Origin of the sequence: Dorea sp. AM58-8 (assembly GCF_003464045.1) — a bacterium.
In the GTDB taxonomy this organism is placed as follows: domain Bacteria; phylum Bacillota; class Clostridia; order Lachnospirales; family Lachnospiraceae; genus Claveliimonas; species Claveliimonas ammoniilytica.
In genome coordinates this window covers 76,106-95,387 of record NZ_QSDM01000003.1, presented here as the reverse complement: position 1 = coordinate 95,387, position 19,282 = coordinate 76,106, and the positions used below count along the sequence as shown (strand labels likewise).

The window sequence follows — 19,282 nt, the reverse complement described above, 5'->3', positions numbered from 1 at the left end:
GATGGCTAATACATCAATAGTCTGGAAGAATCAGACAAAACTTCGAACCGGATACACAACGGGGAGTTGTGCTGCAGCAGCAGCAAAGGCAGCTACTCATATGCTGGTGTCTGGAGAAGTGGTTGGAGAAGTATCGTTAGTGACGCCTGCTGGTATCCGCCTATATCTGGAAGTGGAAGATATTGTGAAAGAAAATAATTATGTCAGTTGCGCTATCCGTAAAGACAGCGGAGATGATCCGGATGTGACGAACGGTATACTGGTGTATGCCAGGGTGACATTTGCACAAGACGATGTAGTAAAAAGTAAAGTGATATTAGAAGCCGGTGAAGGTATCGGTCGTGTGACGCAGAAAGGGCTGGAGCAGAGTATTGGAGATCCTGCGATTAATCTGGTGCCACGCAGGATGATCCGTGAGGCAGTAGAAGAAGAACTTCAGAAAGCCGGGATTGACCGTGGAGTCCGGGTGATGATATGGGTGCCGGACGGCGCGGAGATTGCGAAGAAGACATTTAATCCGAAGCTTGGTATTGAGGGTGGTATTTCAATTCTGGGGACAACCGGAATCGTGGAACCTATGAGCGAGAAAGCTCTGACGGATACGATTTTTGTAGAAATGAAGGTGCGCAGAGAGAATGGCATGGATTATTGTTATGTAGTGCCGGGCAATTATGGATCAGATTTTCTGCATGATACGTTGGGGTATCAGGAAGATGCTGCAGTAAAATGCAGTAATTATGTAGGAGAAGTGATTGATGATGCGGTACGGCTTCAGATGAAAGGAATTCTGCTGGTAGGCCATATTGGCAAATTCATCAAGTTGGCTGCCGGGATCATGAATACACATTCCAGACAGGCAGATGGGCGTATGGAGATTCTTGCAGCGCATGCTGCAATGGCAGGAGGCTCCAGAGAACTGATCCGTCAGTTGATGGAATGTATTACCACCACGGCGGCATTGGAATTGTTGGAAAAAGAAGGTATACTAAAAGAAGTCATGTCTACAGTGATGATTAAGATAGAGGAACATCTGAAGCACCGGGCAGGAGACGGACTGGAGATTGGTGCAGTCATGTTTTCCAAAGAAATGGGAATTCTTGGCAAGACTTCTGATGCAGACAGACTTGCGCAGAAGATTCAGAGCAGAAAGAAGAATGTATAATGGATAAAGGTATATTATACGGCGTAGGAGTCGGACCGGGGGATCCGGAACTGCTGACCATAAAAGCTTTAAAGGTGATAAAGGAGTGTGATGCAATTGCACTTCCAGTGTCTGGTACAGAAGATAAAACACAGATTACAGCATATCAGATTGTGTGGGAAATATATCCAGAGATTAACAAGAAAAGAATTATATTTCTTTCTATGCCGATGACAAAAGATAAGAAAGCATTACAGCAGGTGCATGCAGAAGGTGCAGAGCAGGTGTGCAGGAAATTAGACAAAGGAGAGAATGTTGCATTTCTTACATTGGGAGATGTAAGTATTTATTCAACGTTCCTGTACATACAGAAACTGGTGGAAGCATCTGGTTATGAGACGCGTGTGATACCGGGAGTACCGTCATTTTGCGCAGCGGCGGCAGTGCTTAAGACGGGGCTTGGAGAAATGGGTGATTCAATTCATATCTTGCCGGGTTCTTATGATATCAGCGAAGGAATGGAACTTTCAGGTACAAAGATTCTGATGAAGTCGGGAAGTAAGATTGGTCAGGTGAAAGAAGAATTGAAGAAGTATGACGGTCAGATACAGATGGTTACAAACTGTGGAATGAAAGAGGAACAGATATATCATTCGCTGGAAGAGATCCCGGAACAGGCGGGATATTATTCATTGATTATTGCAAAAGAAGGAGAAAAACGATGATTTGGTTTGTAGGGGCAGGACCTGGAGCAGAAGATCTGATTACCGTCCGGGGACAGAGATTATTAATGGAAGCAGACCTGGTGATCTATGCAGGATCGCTGGTGAATCCAGAATTATTAAAGTGCTGCAAAGAAAGCTGTGAAATCCGCAACAGTGCATTTATGACATTGGAGCAGGTGATTGATGCAATGGTACAGGCTGAGGAAGATGGTAAAAAAGTCGTACGTCTGCATACAGGAGATCCTTCTTTATATGGAGCGATTCGCGAACAGATGGATCTGTTGGATGAAAAACAGATTACGTATCAGGTGTGTCCGGGAGTCAGTTCCTTTAGCGGAGCGGCAGCAGCATTACAGGCAGAATATACCCTGCCAGACGTATCCCAGTCGGTGGTTATCACCAGAATGGCGGGACGTACACCGGTTCCGGAGAAGGAATCTGTGAGAAGCTTTGCAGAACATGGAGCAACCATGGTGCTGTTTTTAAGTACCGGATTGATCGGAAAGCTTACGGAAGAATTACTTGCCGGAGGATATACGGAAGACACCCCGGCAGCGATCGTATATAAAGCGACCTGGCCGGAAGAGAAAGTGTTCCGCTGTACGGTCGGGACGCTGAAGCAGACTGCGGATAAGAATCAGATTACCAGAACGGCATTGATCGTGGTGGGGAATGTATTGGATTGTGAATATCGGAGAAGTGATCTGTATCATCCGGAGTTTTCTACAGGATATCGGAGTGCACATGCGAAAAAAGAGGTATCAGGACATAAGCGGATCTATGTGATCGGTATGGGACCGGGGAATCGGAACAGCATGACCTATGAGGCAGCAGAGGTGATCGAGCGGTGTCAGGTGATTGCGGGCTATACAGTCTATGCAGACTTGTTAAAAAAAGAGTATCCGGGCAAAGAATATCTGACAACGCCGATGCGTCAGGAGACACAGAGATGTCAGCTTGCATTTGAAGAGGCTGCAAAAGGAAAAGACGTGGCAATGGTATGCAGTGGGGATGCCGGGGTATATGGCATGGCTGGTCTGATGTATCAGATCGGTCAGGAATACCCGAATGTCGAGATAGAGGTGGTTCCTGGCGTGACAGCGGCATTGTCCGGTGGTGCAGTACTTGGTGCGCCATTGATGCATGACTTTGCTGTGATCAGTCTGAGTGATCTGCTGACTCCTTGGGAGAAGATTGAGAAGCGTCTGCTTATGGCATCGAAGGCGGATCTTGTAATCTGTCTCTATAATCCGTCTAGCAGAAAGCGTGCGGATTATCTGCAGAAAGCATGTGATCTGATGATGCAGTATAAAGTACCGGAGACTGTGTGTGGAATTGTACGCAATATCGGACGTGACGGAGAGTCTGCTGAGATTATGAGTTTGGCAGAACTTAGAAATAAAAAAGTTGACATGTTCACGACTGTATATATTGGAAACCAGGAAACAATAGAATTAAATGGGAAAATGGTAACACCAAGAGGATATCGCAATGTGTGATAAAATATGCGAAAGCGGATGTAGTGCAGTACTTATCGGCGCCGGGATGGGAAATGAAAATATGCTGACTCTGGACGCAAGAACCCAGATCGAGCAGGCAGATGCCTGTATCGGAGCGGTGCGTCTTCTGGAAGTATGCCCGAAAGAGAAACCGAAGTTTGCAGAGTATCGATCTGTGGAAATTATAAAGATTATAAAAGGACACCCGGAATATAGCAGATGGGCGATTGTCTTGTCTGGTGATGTGGGATTCTACAGTGGTGCGAAGGCATTGACGCAGGCATGTAAGGAGGCTGAGATTCCGGTCGATATCGTACCAGGGATCGCATCAGTTGTCTATCTGGCAGCGAAGCTTGGTGTATCCTGGGAAGATGCAGCTCTTCGCAGTATCCATGGCAGGAATCAGAATATTATCTATGCCATCGATCATCATACGAAGACATTTCTTCTGCTGGACAGGAAAAGCGGAACGGAGTTTTGTGAACAGATCCGGGAATATGGTATAGAAGATCTGATCTGTCATATAGGTGTCCGTCTGTCATATGGGGATGAAACGATACGAACGATATCTGCCGGAGAACTGACGCCGGAAGATCTGGGAGAGCTTTCTACCATGTTGATTGAGAATCCGCATCCTGCGGAATCCGTATCGGCTCACTTGCCGGATGATGCATTTATCCGCAGTCAGGAAGGACATGTGGTGCCGATGACAAAGGCAGAAGTCCGGGCAGTCAGTATGGCCAAGCTTGGACTTACCAGAGAGGCAGTTTTTTATGATATTGGCGCCGGCACAGGTTCTGTATCAATTGAGGCGGCACTTCATGGGGAGCAGGTGCAGGTGTATGCGATTGAACAGCGAGAAGATGCGTGTGATCTAATCCGGGCAAACAGACGAAAGTTTCGGGCGGCACAGGTTCAGGTAATCCATGGAAGTGCGCCGGAGGCAATGGAAGGACTTCCGGCACCTACACATGCATTTATTGGTGGAAGCACAGGACATCTCCATGACATTATCCGTATGTTGAAGGAGAAGAATCCGGAAGTAACCTTAGTGATCAATGCGATATCTTTAGAAACAGTAGAAGAAGTGATGTGTGCAGTCAGATCAGGATTGCTGACAGATCCGGAGATTGTTCAGATGAACGTGGCTGCGTCCAGAGTATTGGGAAGATATCATATGATGACCGGACAGAATCCGGTGTATATTATTACGGAGAGAAAACAATGACAAAGCGACCGGGAATCCTGCTGGCAGCTCCATCCAGTGGCAGCGGCAAGACAATTGCTGCCTGTGGACTGATGGCTGCATTCAGGCAGATGGGGAAAAATATCCGGGCATGCAAATGCGGACCGGATTATATCGATCCGATGTTTCATCGGACAGTGCTTGGGATAGAATCTGAAAATCTGGATCTGTTTTTCAGCAGTAAAGAAGAGCTGCGGGAGATCTACCAGAATCATGGAAATGGTGCTGATCTGGTTGTGACGGAAGGCGTTATGGGGTATTATGATGGTATTTCATTTGGAAGTATGAATGGCAGTGCATGGGATATTGCCGGGGTACTGGAGCTTCCGGTCATATTGGTTGTTCCATGCCGTGGGATGGCATCTTCTGTACTGGCACTGTTGAAAGGATTTCTGGAATATCAGAAGGACAGCCATATCAGAGGCATTATCCTGAACCGTATTTCGCCGATGCTTTATCCGCGGATGAAAGAGATGCTGGATCATGGACTTGTGGATATGGGACATCCGGAGGTGAAGATCCTTGGGTATCTTCCAGAGAAAGAATGCTTTCGATTGGAGAGCAGACATCTGGGACTTGTAACACCGCAGGAGCTGACTGGATTAAAAAGTCAGCTTCAGGAAGCGGGAATGACAATCGCAGAGACAGTCGATTTGCCAGAGATTCTGAAAATTGCAGAACAGGCAGAGTGCCTGGAAGAAGAGAATCTGATAAAAAAAGAAGTGAATGGAAAGCAGAAGGTGCGCGTGGCTGTTGCCAGAGACGAAGCATTTTGCTTTTACTATAAAGAGAATATGAAATTACTGGAACAGGCAGGATGTGAACTGGTGCCGTTCAGTCCTTTGAAGGATATGACACTGCCGGAAGGCTGTTGTGGATTGATTCTCGGGGGCGGTTATCCTGAACTATACGGTGGCAGACTGGAGGAAAATGAAGGCTTGCGCAGGGAAATACGGGAGAAGATCGCAGACGGCATGCCATGTCTTGCAGAATGTGGTGGGTTTCAGTATTTGCAGGATGGACTGACGGATGCGGAAGGATACAGTTATCGTATGGCAGGAGTTATTCCGTCAGAGAGCAGTAATCAGGGGAGGCTTGTGCGTTTCGGATATGCAACTATTGAGGCAGAACAGGATGGCGCATTTTTAAAGAAAGGTGAACAGATACGGGTGCATGAATTTCATCACTGGGACAGTACAGATAATGGAGATAGCTGTCTGGCAGTGAAGCCGGATGGGAAGAGAAGATGGCAGTGTATACACATGAAAGGGAATCTGATGGCAGGCTATCCACACCTCTATTACCGTTCGCACCCAGAACTGGTGGAACGATATGTGAAAGCCTGCGCAGAATATTCCGAAAAAGGAACCAGACGATAAAGGAAGTTAACTATGACATTAGAAGAATTACAAGAAGAGATACAGCCGGCTGATCAGAATGTGATCAGACTGTCGAAGGAACGATGGATGAAGGTTGGGAAACCACTGTTCAGCCTGGGTAAGCTGGAACAGCAGATTACCCGGATTGCCGGGATAAAACGGATTGCATGCTATGAAATTAAGAAGAAAGCATTGGTTGTCATGTGCGCCGATAATGGTGTGGTGGCAGAAGGCGTGACACAGACCGGGCAGGAGGTTACGGCAATTGTGGCAGAGAATTTCAGCCGTCATGAGACCAGTGCCTGTCTGATGGCAGAGGTGGCTGGCGTGGACATTTATCCGGTAGATATCGGTATGATCACGGATGTAAAGAATGTAACCAGAAAAAATGAAAAGACTGCATATGGAACGAAGAACTTTGTAAAAGAGCCTGCTATGACACGAGAACAGCTCTGGCAGGCAATCGAGACCGGCATTCGTATCGCCGGAGAGAAGAAGCAGGAGGGATATGATATTCTGCTGACAGGCGAGATGGGGATTGGCAATACAACGACTAGCAGTGCAGTGGCATCAGTACTTCTGAACCGTGATCCGGCAGTGATGACCGGGAAGGGAGCTGGCCTGGATGATGATGGTCTTAAGCGTAAGATTCATGTAATCGAGGATGCAATCGGACGATATAATCTCCGGCAATCGGATGTGCTTACGGTGATGGCATCGGTTGGCGGATATGATATCGCAGGACTCTGCGGACTTTGTATTGGTGGAGCACTTTATCATATACCGGTCGTGCTGGATGGATTTATATCCGGTGTGGCAGCTCTTTGTGCAGTCCGTTTGATTCCAGCTGTGGCGGATTATCTGATTCCATCGCATGTATCCAAAGAGCCGGCAGCTCATTATGTACTAGATGAACTCGGACTGTCACCGCTCATCACCTGTGATATGTGTCTTGGAGAAGGAAGCGGTGCAGTTGCTGTGATTCCCCTGTTGGAGATGGGATTGAAAGTCTACGGAGATATGGGGACATTTGAGGATATAAAGGTAGAGCAGTATAAGGTATTGTAATTCAGGAGAAATATATGAGTATTATAAATTCATTTTTTATCGCATTATCGATGTATTCTAGAATACCGGTTCCGAGAGTGGACTGGGAAAAAGAAAATATGCGATATGCCATGTGCTTTTTTCCCATGATTGGAGTTGTCATCGGAGCAGTTATGTATCTGGCAGGATGGCTGCTGGATAAGGCGACTGTGGGTGGTCTGTTCCGCGGTGTGGTATTTACCTTGATTCCGATTATAATCACCGGAGGCATTCATATGGATGGTTTCATGGATACCATGGATGCGCTCGGATCCTGGGGAGACCGGAAAAAGAAGCTGGAGATTCTGAAGGATTCTCATGCGGGTGCATTTGCTATATTGGGCATGGGCTGTTATCTGATGTGGAGTGTGGCAGTATGGAGTGAACTTCCGGCAGAAGTGCTGGGAGTGTGCGGTGTGAGTTTTGTCCTTTCCAGAGCGCTCAGTGGGTTCAGCGTAGTTACATTTCCGGCGGCGAGAAATAGTGGGCTGTTGAAGACGTTTCAGGACAGAGCGCAGAAAAAAGTTGTCAGGATTACGATGTGTCTGTATGTGGCGGCAGCAGTGATCATGATGGCAGTGATGGACGCACGGGCAATGACAGGAGCTGTCACTGGCGCAATGATCGCATTTCTATATTATGCAATGGTGAGCCGGAAGCAGTTTGGCGGTGTGACAGGAGATCTTGCAGGATTTTTTCTGGAGACGGCAGAGCTTGCAATGTTTACCGGAATTTTAGTGACCTGCATTGGGAGGTAACAGATGGAGATTATATGGGTACGGCATTTTATGACGCCAGGCAACCGTAAGAAACAATATATAGGAAGTACGGATGAACCACTGGATGAGGAAATGATTCCGCAGGATCTGAAAGACTATCCGCAGATTGATGCACTGACCGTCAGCCCGATGCTCCGATGCAGGCAGACAGCAGAAAGGATCTGGCCGAGTATGCCTTTTGAGATAGAACCGCTGATGCGAGAATTGGATTTTGGCGAATATGAGCGAAAGACATATGAAGAACTGAAGAACGAGCCAGTATATCAGGCTTGGCTTGATTCCGGTGGCGCAGGTGCATTTCCTGGTGGAGAAGACCGGACAGATTTTCAGAAGCGCTGTGTACAGGGAGCAGAGAATATGATCAGCAGACTGATCGCGGAAGACTGTAAACGTGCAGGTGTGGTAGTGCACGGTGGGACAATTATGGCAGTGTTGTCTGCATTTGATCCTGAGAAAAGACCGTTTTACCACTGGCAGGTATTTAACGGCAATGGATATATAACTGATATTGATCCGGAAGAGTGGAAAAAGGGCGTACATCGTTTTTATAATGTCCGGATCCTACATGAGACAGATATAACAGATGGAGAAAAATTACGATGAAGATATTATGTGTCTGCCTGATCGGCATGATACTGGACTGGATATTTGGAGATCCGGTATGGCTGTATCATCCGGTGCGGATTATTGGCAAATGGATATCATTTCTGGAAAAGATACTTCGGAAGTTTGCCGGAGATCAGGAGGGGAATGAGAAGAAACTGTTGATCGCAGGAGGAATATTGTGGATACTTGTGATCCTGGCATCAGCAGCAGTGCCGATGGGGATTTTATATCTGGCAGAGAAGATCAGCCCATGTGCAGCATTTGTGCTGGAGTGCTTCTGGTGCTATCAGCTACTGGCAGCAAGATCACTCGGAAAAGAAAGTAAAAAAGTATATAAGAAATTAATGCAGGATGATTTATCAGGAGCAAGGTTGGCAGTATCGATGATCGTCGGCAGAGATACGGAGCAGCTGACAGTGGAAGGCGTGACGAAGGCGGCGGTGGAAACGGTGGCTGAGAATACCAATGATGGGGTGATCGCACCATTAATCTATATGCTGATCGGCGGTCCGATACTTGGATTTGTATATAAGGCAGTCAATACCATGGATTCTATGTTAGGATATAAGAATGAAAAATATTTGTATTTTGGCAGAGTGGCGGCGAAAATGGATGATGTGGCGGGATTTATTCCGGCAAGAATTTCAGCACTTCTTATGATTCTGGCATCCTGTCTGCTTGGGATGGATGGAAAGAATGCATTGTGGATCTGGAAGAGGGATCGAAGAAAACACGCAAGTCCGAATGCAGCGCAGACGGAAGCTGTATGTGCAGGTGCGTTGCAGGTGCAGCTTGCAGGGGATGCCTGGTATTTTGGGAAAAAACATGAGAAAGATACAATCGGGGATCCAATCCGGAACATTGAGCCAAAGGATATCCTGCGGTCGGAGAAATTAATGATTGGAACAGAAGTGCTGACATTTCTGCTCTTCGGTGGCATCCGGCTGTTTTTCTAAAGAGTATTTTGACAATAGAGGTATGACATGAAATATACACACGGAGGAGACATCTACACAACTGAATACCGGCTGGATTTTTCAGCAAATATCTGTCCGTTCGGAGCCAATGAAGCAGTTCGTCAGGCGGCAATTCGTGGGATGGAAAAGGTGACCGCTTATCCAGACAGTCAGTGTAGGAGGTTGCGGCAGAAGCTGGCAGAGACACTGAAGATTCCGGTTGAGTGGATAATTGCGGGAAATGGTGCAGCAGATGTGTTATTTTCTCTGGTGCTGGCAGAAAAGCCGGAAAAGGGAATGATCCTTGCACCGGCATTTCAGGAATATGAACAGTCGCTTCGCAGTGCAGGCAGTCAGGTGATTGTGTGGGAACGGAATCCGGAACAGGAATTCAGGCTGGATGAAGAGTTTTTGGTGTGTCTGGAGAAGGAATTAAAAGAAGGGCTTGGAATAGTTTTCTTCTGTATGCCGGATAATCCGTCCGGTGTACTAATTTCAAAAGATATTCTGCTGCAATCGCTGGAACTGTGTGAGAAGTATTATGCGCGTATGGTTGTGGATGAAAGCTTCTGGGAATTTGCGTTTGACCAGGAAGCGGAGACGATGCTGCCATATATCGGGCAGTTTCAATCACTCTTTTTACTTCGTTCGTTTACAAAAATGTATGGCATTCCGGGACTCAGGCTTGGTTATGGACTATGTTCGGATACAGATCTCCTGGAACGCATGGAAGAAGTCAGACAGCCGTGGGGCGTATCGATCCCGGCGCAGGAAGCAGGAATCGCAGCACTGGATGAAACGGACTGGTGCAGACAGGTAAGAAGTTATGTGACAGAACAGAGAATGTGGCTTGCCGGAGAACTGGAAAGCATGGGATGTAAGGTATATCCGTCGTCAGCCAACTATCTGTTATTCTATCTGGATCAGGAGCTGATGGAACCATTGAAAAGAAAGGGTATCCTGATCCGGAATTGCAGTAATTACCGGGGACTTACAAAAGGTTATTATCGGATCGCAGTAAAGACAGAGGAAGAGAACAGACAGCTGATCGATGCGATACGTGATGTGATAGATAACACGGATTTGAGATAGGAGGATGACAGATGGCAAAGCCGATTATGATACAGGGAACCATGTCAAATGCCGGGAAAAGTGTGCTGACGGGAGGACTTCTGCGGGTGCTTGCGCAGGACGGTGTAAAGGCAGCTCCGTTCAAATCCCAGAATATGGCATTGAATTCATACATTACAGAAGACGGTCTGGAAATGGGAAGGGCGCAGGTAATGCAGGCAGAGGCGGCAGGTATTGAACCAATTGCGGCAATGAATCCAATCCTGTTGAAGCCGACCAATGATACAGGCTCTCAGGTGATCATCAATGGAAAAGTGGAAGGAACTATGTCGGCCATGGAATATTACCGGAGAAAGACAGAGTATATTCCAGTGATCATGGAAGCATATGAAAAGCTGTCGAAGCAGTATGATATAATCGTAGTGGAAGGTGCAGGAAGCCCGGCGGAGATTAATCTGAAGACCAATGATATTGTGAATATGGGGTTGGCGAAAATGATCGACGCACCGGTGCTTTTGACCGGAGATATCGACAGAGGAGGTGTGTTTGCGCAGATTGTTGGAACCATTGTGCTGTTAGAGGAGGAAGAAAGGCGACGCATCAAGGGAACTATTATCAATAAATTCCGTGGAGATAAGGAAATCTTACGACCGGGACTGGATATGCTGGTAGAGCGAACTCATGTGCCGGTCTGTGGGGTAGTGCCGTACTTCTATCTGGATATTGACGATGAGGACAGCTTGTCTGAGCGTTTTGCAGGAAAGCAGGGAAATGGACCGATTGATATTGCGGTTATCCGTTTTCCGAGGATTTCGAATTTTACAGATCTGGCCGCGCTTGAATGCAGAGAAGAAGTATCGCTTCGTTATATCAGTCAGTCATCAGATTTTGGCGAACCGGATCTGGTGATCCTTCCGGGAACTAAGAATACGATCGCAGATCTTCTGTGGATGCGACAGAATGGATTAGAAGGAAAGATACTCCGCCATGCATCGGCAGGTGGTCTGGTATTTGGCATCTGTGGTGGATATCAGATGCTGGGAGCTGAAGTGTGTGATCCTGACGGAGTAGAGGCTGGTGCTGGCAAATGTGTGCGAGGTATGGAACTTCTGCCTGCAAGAACAGTCTTTGAACCGGAAAAGCATCGGACACAGATAACCGGTCATTTTGGTATTGTACAAGGAATATTTGCGGAACTTACGGATGTGCCGTTTACCGGATATGAGATTCATATGGGTCAAACAGAAAAACTGGGAGACACGAGAGATCTTTTGCATCTGGACAATGGAACTGTGGACGGTATGCAGCATGGTAATGTGTATGGATGTTATATTCATGGTATTTTTGATCAGGCTGAGGTGGTAACAGCAGTTCTTAAGACGATTCTTCGGCGGAAAGGTCTAGATGCAGATCAGGTGAAGAATATTGATCGAAAACAGTATAAAGAAGAACAGTACGATAAGTTGGCAGATATTATCCGGGAGAATCTGGATATGAAGATGGTCTATGAGATCATAGAACGTGGAGGAAAGTAATGCTGCATGTAGTAACCGGAGGCAGCGGAAGCGGGAAATCCGCTTATGCGGAAACAGAACTCCTACGCCTTGCGAAACAAAATAATTGCAAAAAATATTATATTGCTACTATGGAGCCCTTTGGGAACGAGACGCTTAAGAAGATTGCACGTCATCGGGAAATGCGCAAGGATAAAGGTTTTGATACGTTGGAACGTTATGTGGATCTGAAAGGAACGGCAGAAATGTTGACAGACCGTCCGGCGGTTCTGCTGGAGTGCATGTCGAATCTGACGGCAAATGAGATTTATCGCCCGGATGGAGCAGGAGAGCAGACCGCGGACAGCATCGTGGACGGTGTGGAGGAACTCTGTAGCAGATGTGAACATGTGGTGATTGTTACCAATGAAGTGTGTTCGGAGTGTACCAGAGATTCAGCGGATATGATCCGGTATAAGAAGATTCTCTCGGAAGTGAACCGCAGGCTTGCGCAGAAAGCAGATTGGGTAACGGAAGTGGTCTATGGAATACCAGTGGAGGTAAAACGATGAAGATGATAATCGGTGGAGCTTATCAGGGGCAGCTTGCATGGGCGAAAGCACATTTTCCAGAGATTGTAGATGAAGATTGGATCGATGGAAAAGAATGTAAAGAAACAGATATATTTACATGCAAAGGTATCTGTAACTTCCACGAATATATACGAAATGTAAAAGAAGAACAGAGAGCAACACTTGCAGACAAGCTGATTCATCAGAATCCGGGGATTGTTCTGGTCAGTGATGAGATTGGATATGGGTTGGTGCCGATTGATGCAGCCGATCGCTGTTACAGAGAACAGGTAGGGAGGATCTGTACGGAGCTGGCTGCCTTTTCAGATGAAGTGGTGCGTGTGGTCATGGGAATTGGTACAAAGATTAAGGGGTAACGAAGATGAAGATGATGAAAGAGATTGAACTGGAACAGGTGCTTCCGCAGGAGATTGAGAAGAGGAGTTTCGAAATTATCACAGAAGAACTGGGAGACGTGAAGCTGGTGCCGGGAACCGAACCTGTGGTAAAGCGCTGCATTCATACCAGTGCAGATTTTGATTATGCGAAGAATCTTGTATTTTCAGATGGCGTGATTGAGCATGCATTGAAGGTATTAGGAAGTGGGGCAACGATTGTTACAGATACACAGATGGCAATGGCAGGTGTTAATAAAAAAAAGCTTGCAACACTTGGCTGTCAGATCCGATGCTTTATGTCGGATCCGGATGTGGCAGAAGAGGCAAAGAGGAGGGGTGTAACCCGCGCGGTAGTCAGCATGGAGCATGCGGCAAAGCTTCCGGGACCATTGATTTTTGCGATCGGTAATGCGCCGACAGCTCTGGTACATCTGTATGAACTTGTGAAGTCCGGGGCAGTGAAGCCGGAACTTATCATCGGTGTGCCGGTAGGATTTGTGAACGTTGTTCCGTCTAAGGAACTGATACTGACATTAGAAGATGTGCCGTATATCGTGGCAAGAGGAAGAAAAGGCGGAAGTAATATCGCAGCCTGTATCTGTAATGCATTGCTGTATATGATGCCGGGAGGACGATAGGTTTGAAGCAGGATGCAAAACATAACACATTAGAACAAATTCATATAGCGGCAAAAAAGGAATTTCTGGAAAAAGGATTTAAGACAGCTTCGCTTCGGAATATTGTGAAAATGGCCGGAGTTACGACCGGTGCATTTTATGGATATTACAAGAGTAAGGAAGAATTGTTTGGAGCGCTGGTAGATGAGCAATATCATTATGTGATGGAACATTTCTGTCAGGCGCAGGATGAATTTGCGGAGCTTCCGGCAGAGGAACAGCCGGATCATGTGGGAGAGATATCCGTGGACTGTATGCTTGACGTGTTGCTCTATGCACAGAATTATCCGGAGGAATTTCAGCTTCTTTTGTGCTGCGCGGAAGGAACAAGATATGCGGGAATGATTGATGAAATGGTGGAAATTGAGGTAGAAGCGACACATCGCTATCAGGAGAGCCTTGACAGTGTGGGCAGACCGTCGCCGGAGATTGATTCTATGCTGGAACATATGCTGGCAACTGGAATGTTTAACACCTATTTTGAAATGTTTATTCATCAGATGCCACTTGATCAGGCGAAGATATATCTGAAAACTATGCACGAATTTTATACAGCTGGCTGGATAAAAATACTAAAACAGTAAGTTAAAACTAACAAAAATGCTTGACAAAAAAGGAATTTCTGGAGTATCTTTATAACAGTGTTATATATGACGACTGCGCCGCATGCAGTCTTTTCTTAAAATCGATAGTTAGTTGCAACTAATTATTGATAAGGAGAAAAATAGCATAGTTTAAAGAAGAGGAAAAGAGGTTTTAAGATGAAGAAACAAAGTTCCTTAGCAAGGCTCTTTGCGTATGCAGGCAATTACAAATACCTGACAATTCTGTCATGGATACTGTCTGTGATCAGTGCATGGATTGCGCTCGTACCATTCTATTACATTTGGAAAATCATCAGAGAAGTGCTGAATGCAGCACCGGAGTACAGCCAGGTAGAGCATTTATCCAGCTATGGGTGGTCTGCTGTGCTTTCAGCATTATTATCTATGGTAATCTATATTGGTGCTTTGATGTGCTCTCATATTGCAGCGTTTCGCGTGCAGACAAATATGGGATCAGAAATGATGCATCATATTGTGACATTGCCATTAGGCTTTATGGATAGTGAAGGAAGCGGAAAAATCCGTAAAACGGTAAATGAATGCAGTGCAGCAACGGAAGCATATCTGGCTCATCAGCTTCCGGATCAGGCAGGGGCCTATGCTACACCGGTGGGACTGCTGGTGTTGCTGCTGGTATTTGACTGGCGGCTTGGATTGTTAAGTCTTATTCCTGTAGGTCTTGCATTTCTTATCATGGGAAGCATGATGGGGAAGAAGATGGAACAGAAGATGAAGGAGTATCAGAATGCACTGGAGGAAATGTCCAGCGAAGCTGTGGAATACGTGCGTGGTATTCCTGTCGTTAAGACGTTTGGGCAGTCTGTGTTTTCGTTTAAACGCTTCCGTACATCCATTGAAAAATATGAAAAATGGACGATTGCATATACAGAGGATCTGAGGATACCGATGGTTGCCTATACAACAATCATCAATGCGGTATTTACCATATTGATCGCGGCTGCATTTTTCTTTACAGCAAGTAATACATTTCTTTTAAATCTATTGTTTTACATTATTATCACACCGATCATTACAGTGACACTGAATAAGATCATGTTCTCCAGTGAGAATAAAATGATCGTGGCAGATGCACTGGCACGTGTGGATGGAATCATGGATCGTAGACCGCTGGAAGAGAGTGGACGGGAAGAGCAGCCAAAAGATCATTCGATTATCTTTGAACGTGTATCTTTCCGATATGAAGACGCTGCGAAAGATGCATTGCATCAGATCAATCTCAAAATCGGAGAGGGAGAACATGTGGCATTTATAGGACCGTCCGGCGGAGGGAAGACTACGCTGGCAAGCCTGATCGCAAGGTTCTTTGATGTGACGGAAGGCGCAGTGAAGATCGGCGGTGTGGATGTCAGAGATATTCCGTCAAAGGAGCTGCTGGAGCAGGTTTCATTTGTGTTTCAGGATAGTAAACTGTTGAAAATGTCTATTTATGATAATGTGCGTATGGGTAAGAAAGATGCTTCCAGAGAAGAAGTGATGGAAGCATTAAAGAATGCCCAGTGTGAAGATATTATAGAAAAACTTCCGGATGGTATGGATACGATTATTGGAACAAAAGGTATCTATGTATCCGGTGGTGAGGCACAGCGTCTGTCCATTGCACGGGCAATGCTTAAGAATGCACCGATTCTGATCCTCGATGAGGCGACAGCATTTGCAGATCCTGATAATGAGACAAAAGTACAGGAAGCGTTCAGCAGACTTTCTAAGGGCAAGACGGTTGTCATGATTGCCCACAGATTGTCTTCTGTAACCAATGCCGATCGTATCTTTGTATTAAAAGATGGTGAGATCGAAGAATCAGGTACTCATGAAAGTCTGGAAAAAGCAAATGGATTATATGCTCACATGTGGGAAAAATATAATCAGTCTGTATGCTGGAAGGTAGGTGTGTAATATGACATTAAAAGAGAAATTACAACACAGATATGCGCTTTCAGAAAAAGGTGCGCAGGATATGATCCGTGCATTTATTTCTGTAACGATCTCAGATATTGTTCTGATGTTGCCGGTAGGAATGTTATATATGCTGGTGAAATACTATATGGCAGATGATCTGAACGGCAGAGAAGGTTTCTTTGCAATTGGATGTATTGCGTGTCTGATCCTGATTGCTGTGACAACTTATATTCAGTATAATGCAACATTCTTAAATACTTACATAGAAAGTGGAGTGCGAAGAACTACATTGGCAGAAAAGCTTAGAAAGATACCATTATCTTTTTTTGGAAAGAAAGATCTGTCAGACCTTACCAGTGCGATTATGGCAGACTGTGCCACCATGGAGACAGCATCTTCACATTGGATTCCGGAACTGATCGGTGCGTGTATTTCTACAGTATTAGTGGCTGTGAGCCTTTTCTTTTTGAACTGGAGAATGGCAATCGCAGCTCTTTGGGTACTTCCGGTTTCATTTCTGATCGTGCTCTGTTCCGGTAGAGTACAGAAGAATATGGCAGCCAAACAGATGACTCTGAAGATGGCGTGTGCAGACGGGATTCAGGAGTGTCTGGAAACCGTACGTGATCTGCGCGCCAATAATTCAGAAGACGAGTATCTGAAAGGACTTGATGATAAAATCCATGCAGTGGAAAAGCATGCGATTTTTTCAGAATTAACTACAGCGGTATTTGTGGCAGGTGCACAGATGATCCTGAAGTTTGGTATTGCAACAACTGCTTTGTTGGGGGGTATGCTTCTGGCAAAAGGTGATATTGATGTGCTGACTTTCTTTATGTTTCTGCTGCTGGTATCCAGATTGTATGATCCGATGCAGATCTCATTACAGAATCTGGCAGCGATTATTGCAACTGATGTCCAGTGTGAACGTCTGGATGAGATATTGTCTCATAAAGTACAGAAAGGAAAAACCGAACTTACGAATAAAGGCTATGATATTGAATTTTCGCATGTGGGATTTGCTTATGACAGCGGAGAAACGGTGTTAAAAGATGTTTCATTTACAGCGAAACAGGGTGAGGTTACAGCTTTGATCGGCCTTCCGGTGGTGGAAAGACAACGGTATCCAGACTGGCATCCAGATTCTGGGACGCACAGAAAGGACGGATTACAGTTGGAGGTATGGATATACAGAATGTGGATCCGGAGACGCTGATGTCTCTGTATTCCATTGTCTTTCAGAATGTAACATTATTTAATAATTCGATTATGGAAAATATCCGAATCGGCAGACAGGATGCAACCGATGAAGAAGTTATTGCAGCTGCAAAGCTGGCACATTGTGATGAGTTCGCAGAAAAAATGCCGAATGGCTGGAATACGATGATCGGTGAAAACGGCTCCGAATTGTCTGGCGGTGAGCGGCAGAGAATTTCGATCGCCAGAGCATTCCTGAAGGATGCACCGATCATTCTGCTGGATGAAGCAACAGCATCACTGGATGTGGATAATGAGACGGTTATTCAGGAATCACTTTCAAAACTGATCAGGAATAAGACCGTTATGATTATTGCGCATCGCATGCGTACGGTAGCCGAGGCGGATAAGATTGTTGTATTAAAAGATGGCGTAGTGGCAGAGCTTGGTATGCCGAAAGAACTGGAAGAGAAAGGCGGCATCTATCAGCATATGGCAGCAGCACAGATGCAGGCGGCAGGCTGGCAGCTGTAAACGAAATAGTGACTTAATAATGAGTTGTTAAGACAGAGCGTGGCTTAAGACAGAGTCATGGTCTGTCTTTTTATATAGCGTTGACAAGCAAAAATATATGGCTGTAACAGGCAGAAATACGTGGCTGCAACTGTCAGTTGACAAATTGTATGGTATACTTTATGGTAAGCAAAAGAGGAAAGTGCTATGCTGTGTTTACAATAAATGAAACGTATGTTTCGGTCAGGAGGATGGGTATGATCTTAGCAGATAAAATCATATTATTACGAAAAAGAAAAGGATGGTCACAGGAGGAACTTGCAGAACAGCTCGGTGTGACGAGACAGTCTGTATCAAAATGGGAAGGAGCACAGTCAGTACCGGATATTCAGAAAATTATACAAATGAGTGAGATATTTGGAGTTACGACAGACTATCTGTTAAAAGATGAGATAGAAGATACAAAGACAGAAGATAAAGAGGTCATTAATAGAAAAGAATCAGAAGATAATCCGGAAGAACTGCGGGTACTTACAATGAATGAGGCATCAGAATATCTCAGACTCCGCAGGGAAGCGGCACCGAAGATGGCCGGTGCCACATTGTTATGCGTACTGTCTCCGATAGCACTTCTTATGCTCAGTGCACTCAGTGAACGCCCTGAGTTCTCTTTGTCGGAAAATATGGCTGCCGGAATCGGACTGTGCGTGCTGTTGCTTCTGGTTACGATTGCGGTGGTAGAGTTTATGTCCTGTTATCATAAAGTGAAACAGTATGATTATCTGGAAAATGAAGCAATTCAATTGGAAATTGGAGTGTCAGAGATGATAAAGAAACAGAAAGAAGAGTTTCGGCTGGCGTACAATCGTATGAATATCACAGGGGTGGTGCTGTGCATCTTGTCAGTATTGCCGTTATTCATGTCAGTTTGCGTGGAGGGACCGGATATCCTATATGTTGGCATGGTAAGTCTGCTATTGATCATTGTCGGCTTAGGATGCTATGCATTTGTTTATGCAGGTACGATACAGAATGCCATGGATAAACTGCTGGAAGAGGGAGATTATTCACGAAAAAGTAAGGAAGAGAAAAGCGTGCGCGGAACGGTCAGCGTTGTATACTGGCTGATAGTAACAGCAATTTTTCTTTATTATACATTTGAACCGCAGGGAAATGGCCAGCCACAGTATAGCTGGTTTATTTGGGCAGTCGCAGGTGTACTCTACGGTGCTTTGATGACGGTGTGGACCCTCGTGGAGAAACGAAATAATATAGAAAACTCCAGTAGAGGAATTCTGTGATTTTATCTCAGTCGAGAAGACTCCCACCTCTTCAGGTAATGAGTAATAGCAAATTTGTCTCAGTGGGAGTCCAATCTCCGACTGAGATAAACGCTCCGCGAGGATGCGCAGTGATTCTGAT

The 19,282-nt window shown here is 45.6% G+C and carries 17 protein-coding genes and 1 pseudogene; all 18 read left to right on the top strand.

The window, feature by feature from the left end; translation table 11 throughout:
* The first annotated feature begins 1 nt into the window (after position 1).
* The 18 genes and pseudogenes from cbiD (at position 2) to DXA18_RS03620 (ending at position 19,161) form a co-directional block, all read left to right on the top strand.
* Complete coding sequence (cbiD, locus tag DXA18_RS03700) at positions 2–1,162, top strand: cobalt-precorrin-5B (C(1))-methyltransferase CbiD (protein ID WP_118382732.1); 1,161 nt, start codon at positions 2–4, stop codon at positions 1,160–1,162.
* Complete coding sequence (gene cobI / locus DXA18_RS03695) at positions 1,162–1,866, top strand: precorrin-2 C(20)-methyltransferase (protein WP_118382731.1); 705 nt, start codon at positions 1,162–1,164, stop codon at positions 1,864–1,866. Before cbiD ends, cobI begins: the two co-directional genes overlap by 1 nt.
* Entirely contained in the window at positions 1,863–3,365 is a 1,503-nt protein-coding gene (cobM, locus tag DXA18_RS03690) for a precorrin-4 C(11)-methyltransferase (RefSeq protein WP_118382730.1), read from the top strand. The genes cobI and cobM overlap by 4 nt, the downstream gene beginning before the upstream one ends.
* The gene (cbiT, locus tag DXA18_RS03685) at positions 3,358–4,593 is read left to right on the top strand and encodes a precorrin-6Y C5,15-methyltransferase (decarboxylating) subunit CbiT (RefSeq protein WP_118382729.1); all 1,236 of its coding nucleotides are present in this window, start codon (positions 3,358–3,360) and stop codon (positions 4,591–4,593) included. Before cobM ends, cbiT begins: the two co-directional genes overlap by 8 nt.
* Complete coding sequence (locus tag DXA18_RS16010) at positions 4,590–5,990, top strand: cobyrinate a,c-diamide synthase (RefSeq protein WP_243007017.1); 1,401 nt, start codon at positions 4,590–4,592, stop codon at positions 5,988–5,990. The genes cbiT and DXA18_RS16010 overlap by 4 nt, the downstream gene beginning before the upstream one ends.
* A 12-nt stretch (positions 5,991–6,002) precedes the next feature.
* Entirely contained in the window at positions 6,003–7,058 is a 1,056-nt protein-coding gene (gene cobT, locus DXA18_RS16005; protein ID WP_243007016.1) for a nicotinate-nucleotide--dimethylbenzimidazole phosphoribosyltransferase, read from the top strand.
* A gap of 14 nt (positions 7,059–7,072) precedes the next feature.
* On the top strand, positions 7,073–7,834 hold the full coding sequence (locus tag DXA18_RS03675; RefSeq protein ID WP_118382728.1) for an adenosylcobinamide-GDP ribazoletransferase: 762 nt from the start codon (positions 7,073–7,075) through the stop codon (positions 7,832–7,834).
* A 3-nt stretch (positions 7,835–7,837) separates the two neighbouring features.
* Complete coding sequence (locus DXA18_RS03670) at positions 7,838–8,458, top strand: histidine phosphatase family protein (protein WP_118382727.1); 621 nt, start codon at positions 7,838–7,840, stop codon at positions 8,456–8,458.
* Positions 8,455–9,417, top strand: coding sequence for an adenosylcobinamide-phosphate synthase CbiB (gene cbiB / locus DXA18_RS03665; RefSeq protein ID WP_118382726.1), 963 nt, complete (start codon positions 8,455–8,457; stop codon positions 9,415–9,417). Before DXA18_RS03670 ends, cbiB begins: the two co-directional genes overlap by 4 nt.
* 27 nt (positions 9,418–9,444) lie before the next feature.
* Complete coding sequence (locus DXA18_RS03660; RefSeq protein WP_118382725.1) at positions 9,445–10,509, top strand: pyridoxal phosphate-dependent aminotransferase; 1,065 nt, start codon at positions 9,445–9,447, stop codon at positions 10,507–10,509.
* An 11-nt stretch (positions 10,510–10,520) separates the two neighbouring features.
* Positions 10,521–12,023 (top strand): cobyric acid synthase, encoded by a 1,503-nt coding sequence (locus DXA18_RS03655; RefSeq protein ID WP_118382724.1) that lies wholly within the window; start codon positions 10,521–10,523, stop codon positions 12,021–12,023.
* Positions 12,023–12,553 (top strand): bifunctional adenosylcobinamide kinase/adenosylcobinamide-phosphate guanylyltransferase, encoded by a 531-nt coding sequence (locus DXA18_RS03650; RefSeq protein ID WP_118382723.1) that lies wholly within the window; start codon positions 12,023–12,025, stop codon positions 12,551–12,553. The genes DXA18_RS03655 and DXA18_RS03650 overlap by 1 nt, the downstream gene beginning before the upstream one ends.
* The gene (locus tag DXA18_RS03645; protein ID WP_118382722.1) at positions 12,550–12,930 is read left to right on the top strand and encodes a bifunctional adenosylcobinamide kinase/adenosylcobinamide-phosphate guanylyltransferase; all 381 of its coding nucleotides are present in this window, start codon (positions 12,550–12,552) and stop codon (positions 12,928–12,930) included. Before DXA18_RS03650 ends, DXA18_RS03645 begins: the two co-directional genes overlap by 4 nt.
* Before the next feature lie 5 nt (positions 12,931–12,935).
* A complete protein-coding gene (locus DXA18_RS03640; protein WP_330424390.1) occupies positions 12,936–13,589 on the top strand; it encodes a precorrin-8X methylmutase in 654 nt (217 codons plus the stop codon).
* A gap of 2 nt (positions 13,590–13,591) precedes the next feature.
* Positions 13,592–14,212, top strand: a complete 621-nt coding sequence (locus DXA18_RS03635) for a TetR/AcrR family transcriptional regulator (RefSeq protein ID WP_118382721.1) — start codon at positions 13,592–13,594, stop codon at positions 14,210–14,212.
* A 177-nt stretch (positions 14,213–14,389) separates the two neighbouring features.
* Positions 14,390–16,147: an ABC transporter ATP-binding protein gene (locus DXA18_RS03630; RefSeq protein WP_118382720.1), complete on the top strand. Its 1,758-nt coding sequence runs from the start codon at positions 14,390–14,392 to the stop codon at positions 16,145–16,147.
* 1 nt (position 16,148) lies between these two features.
* Positions 16,149–17,881 (top strand): annotated as a pseudogene (locus DXA18_RS03625) (ABC transporter ATP-binding protein).
* 236 nt (positions 17,882–18,117) lie between these two features.
* Positions 18,118–19,161: a helix-turn-helix domain-containing protein gene (locus DXA18_RS03620; RefSeq protein ID WP_158567083.1), complete on the top strand. Its 1,044-nt coding sequence runs from the start codon at positions 18,118–18,120 to the stop codon at positions 19,159–19,161.
* Positions 19,162–19,282 lie beyond the last annotated feature (121 nt).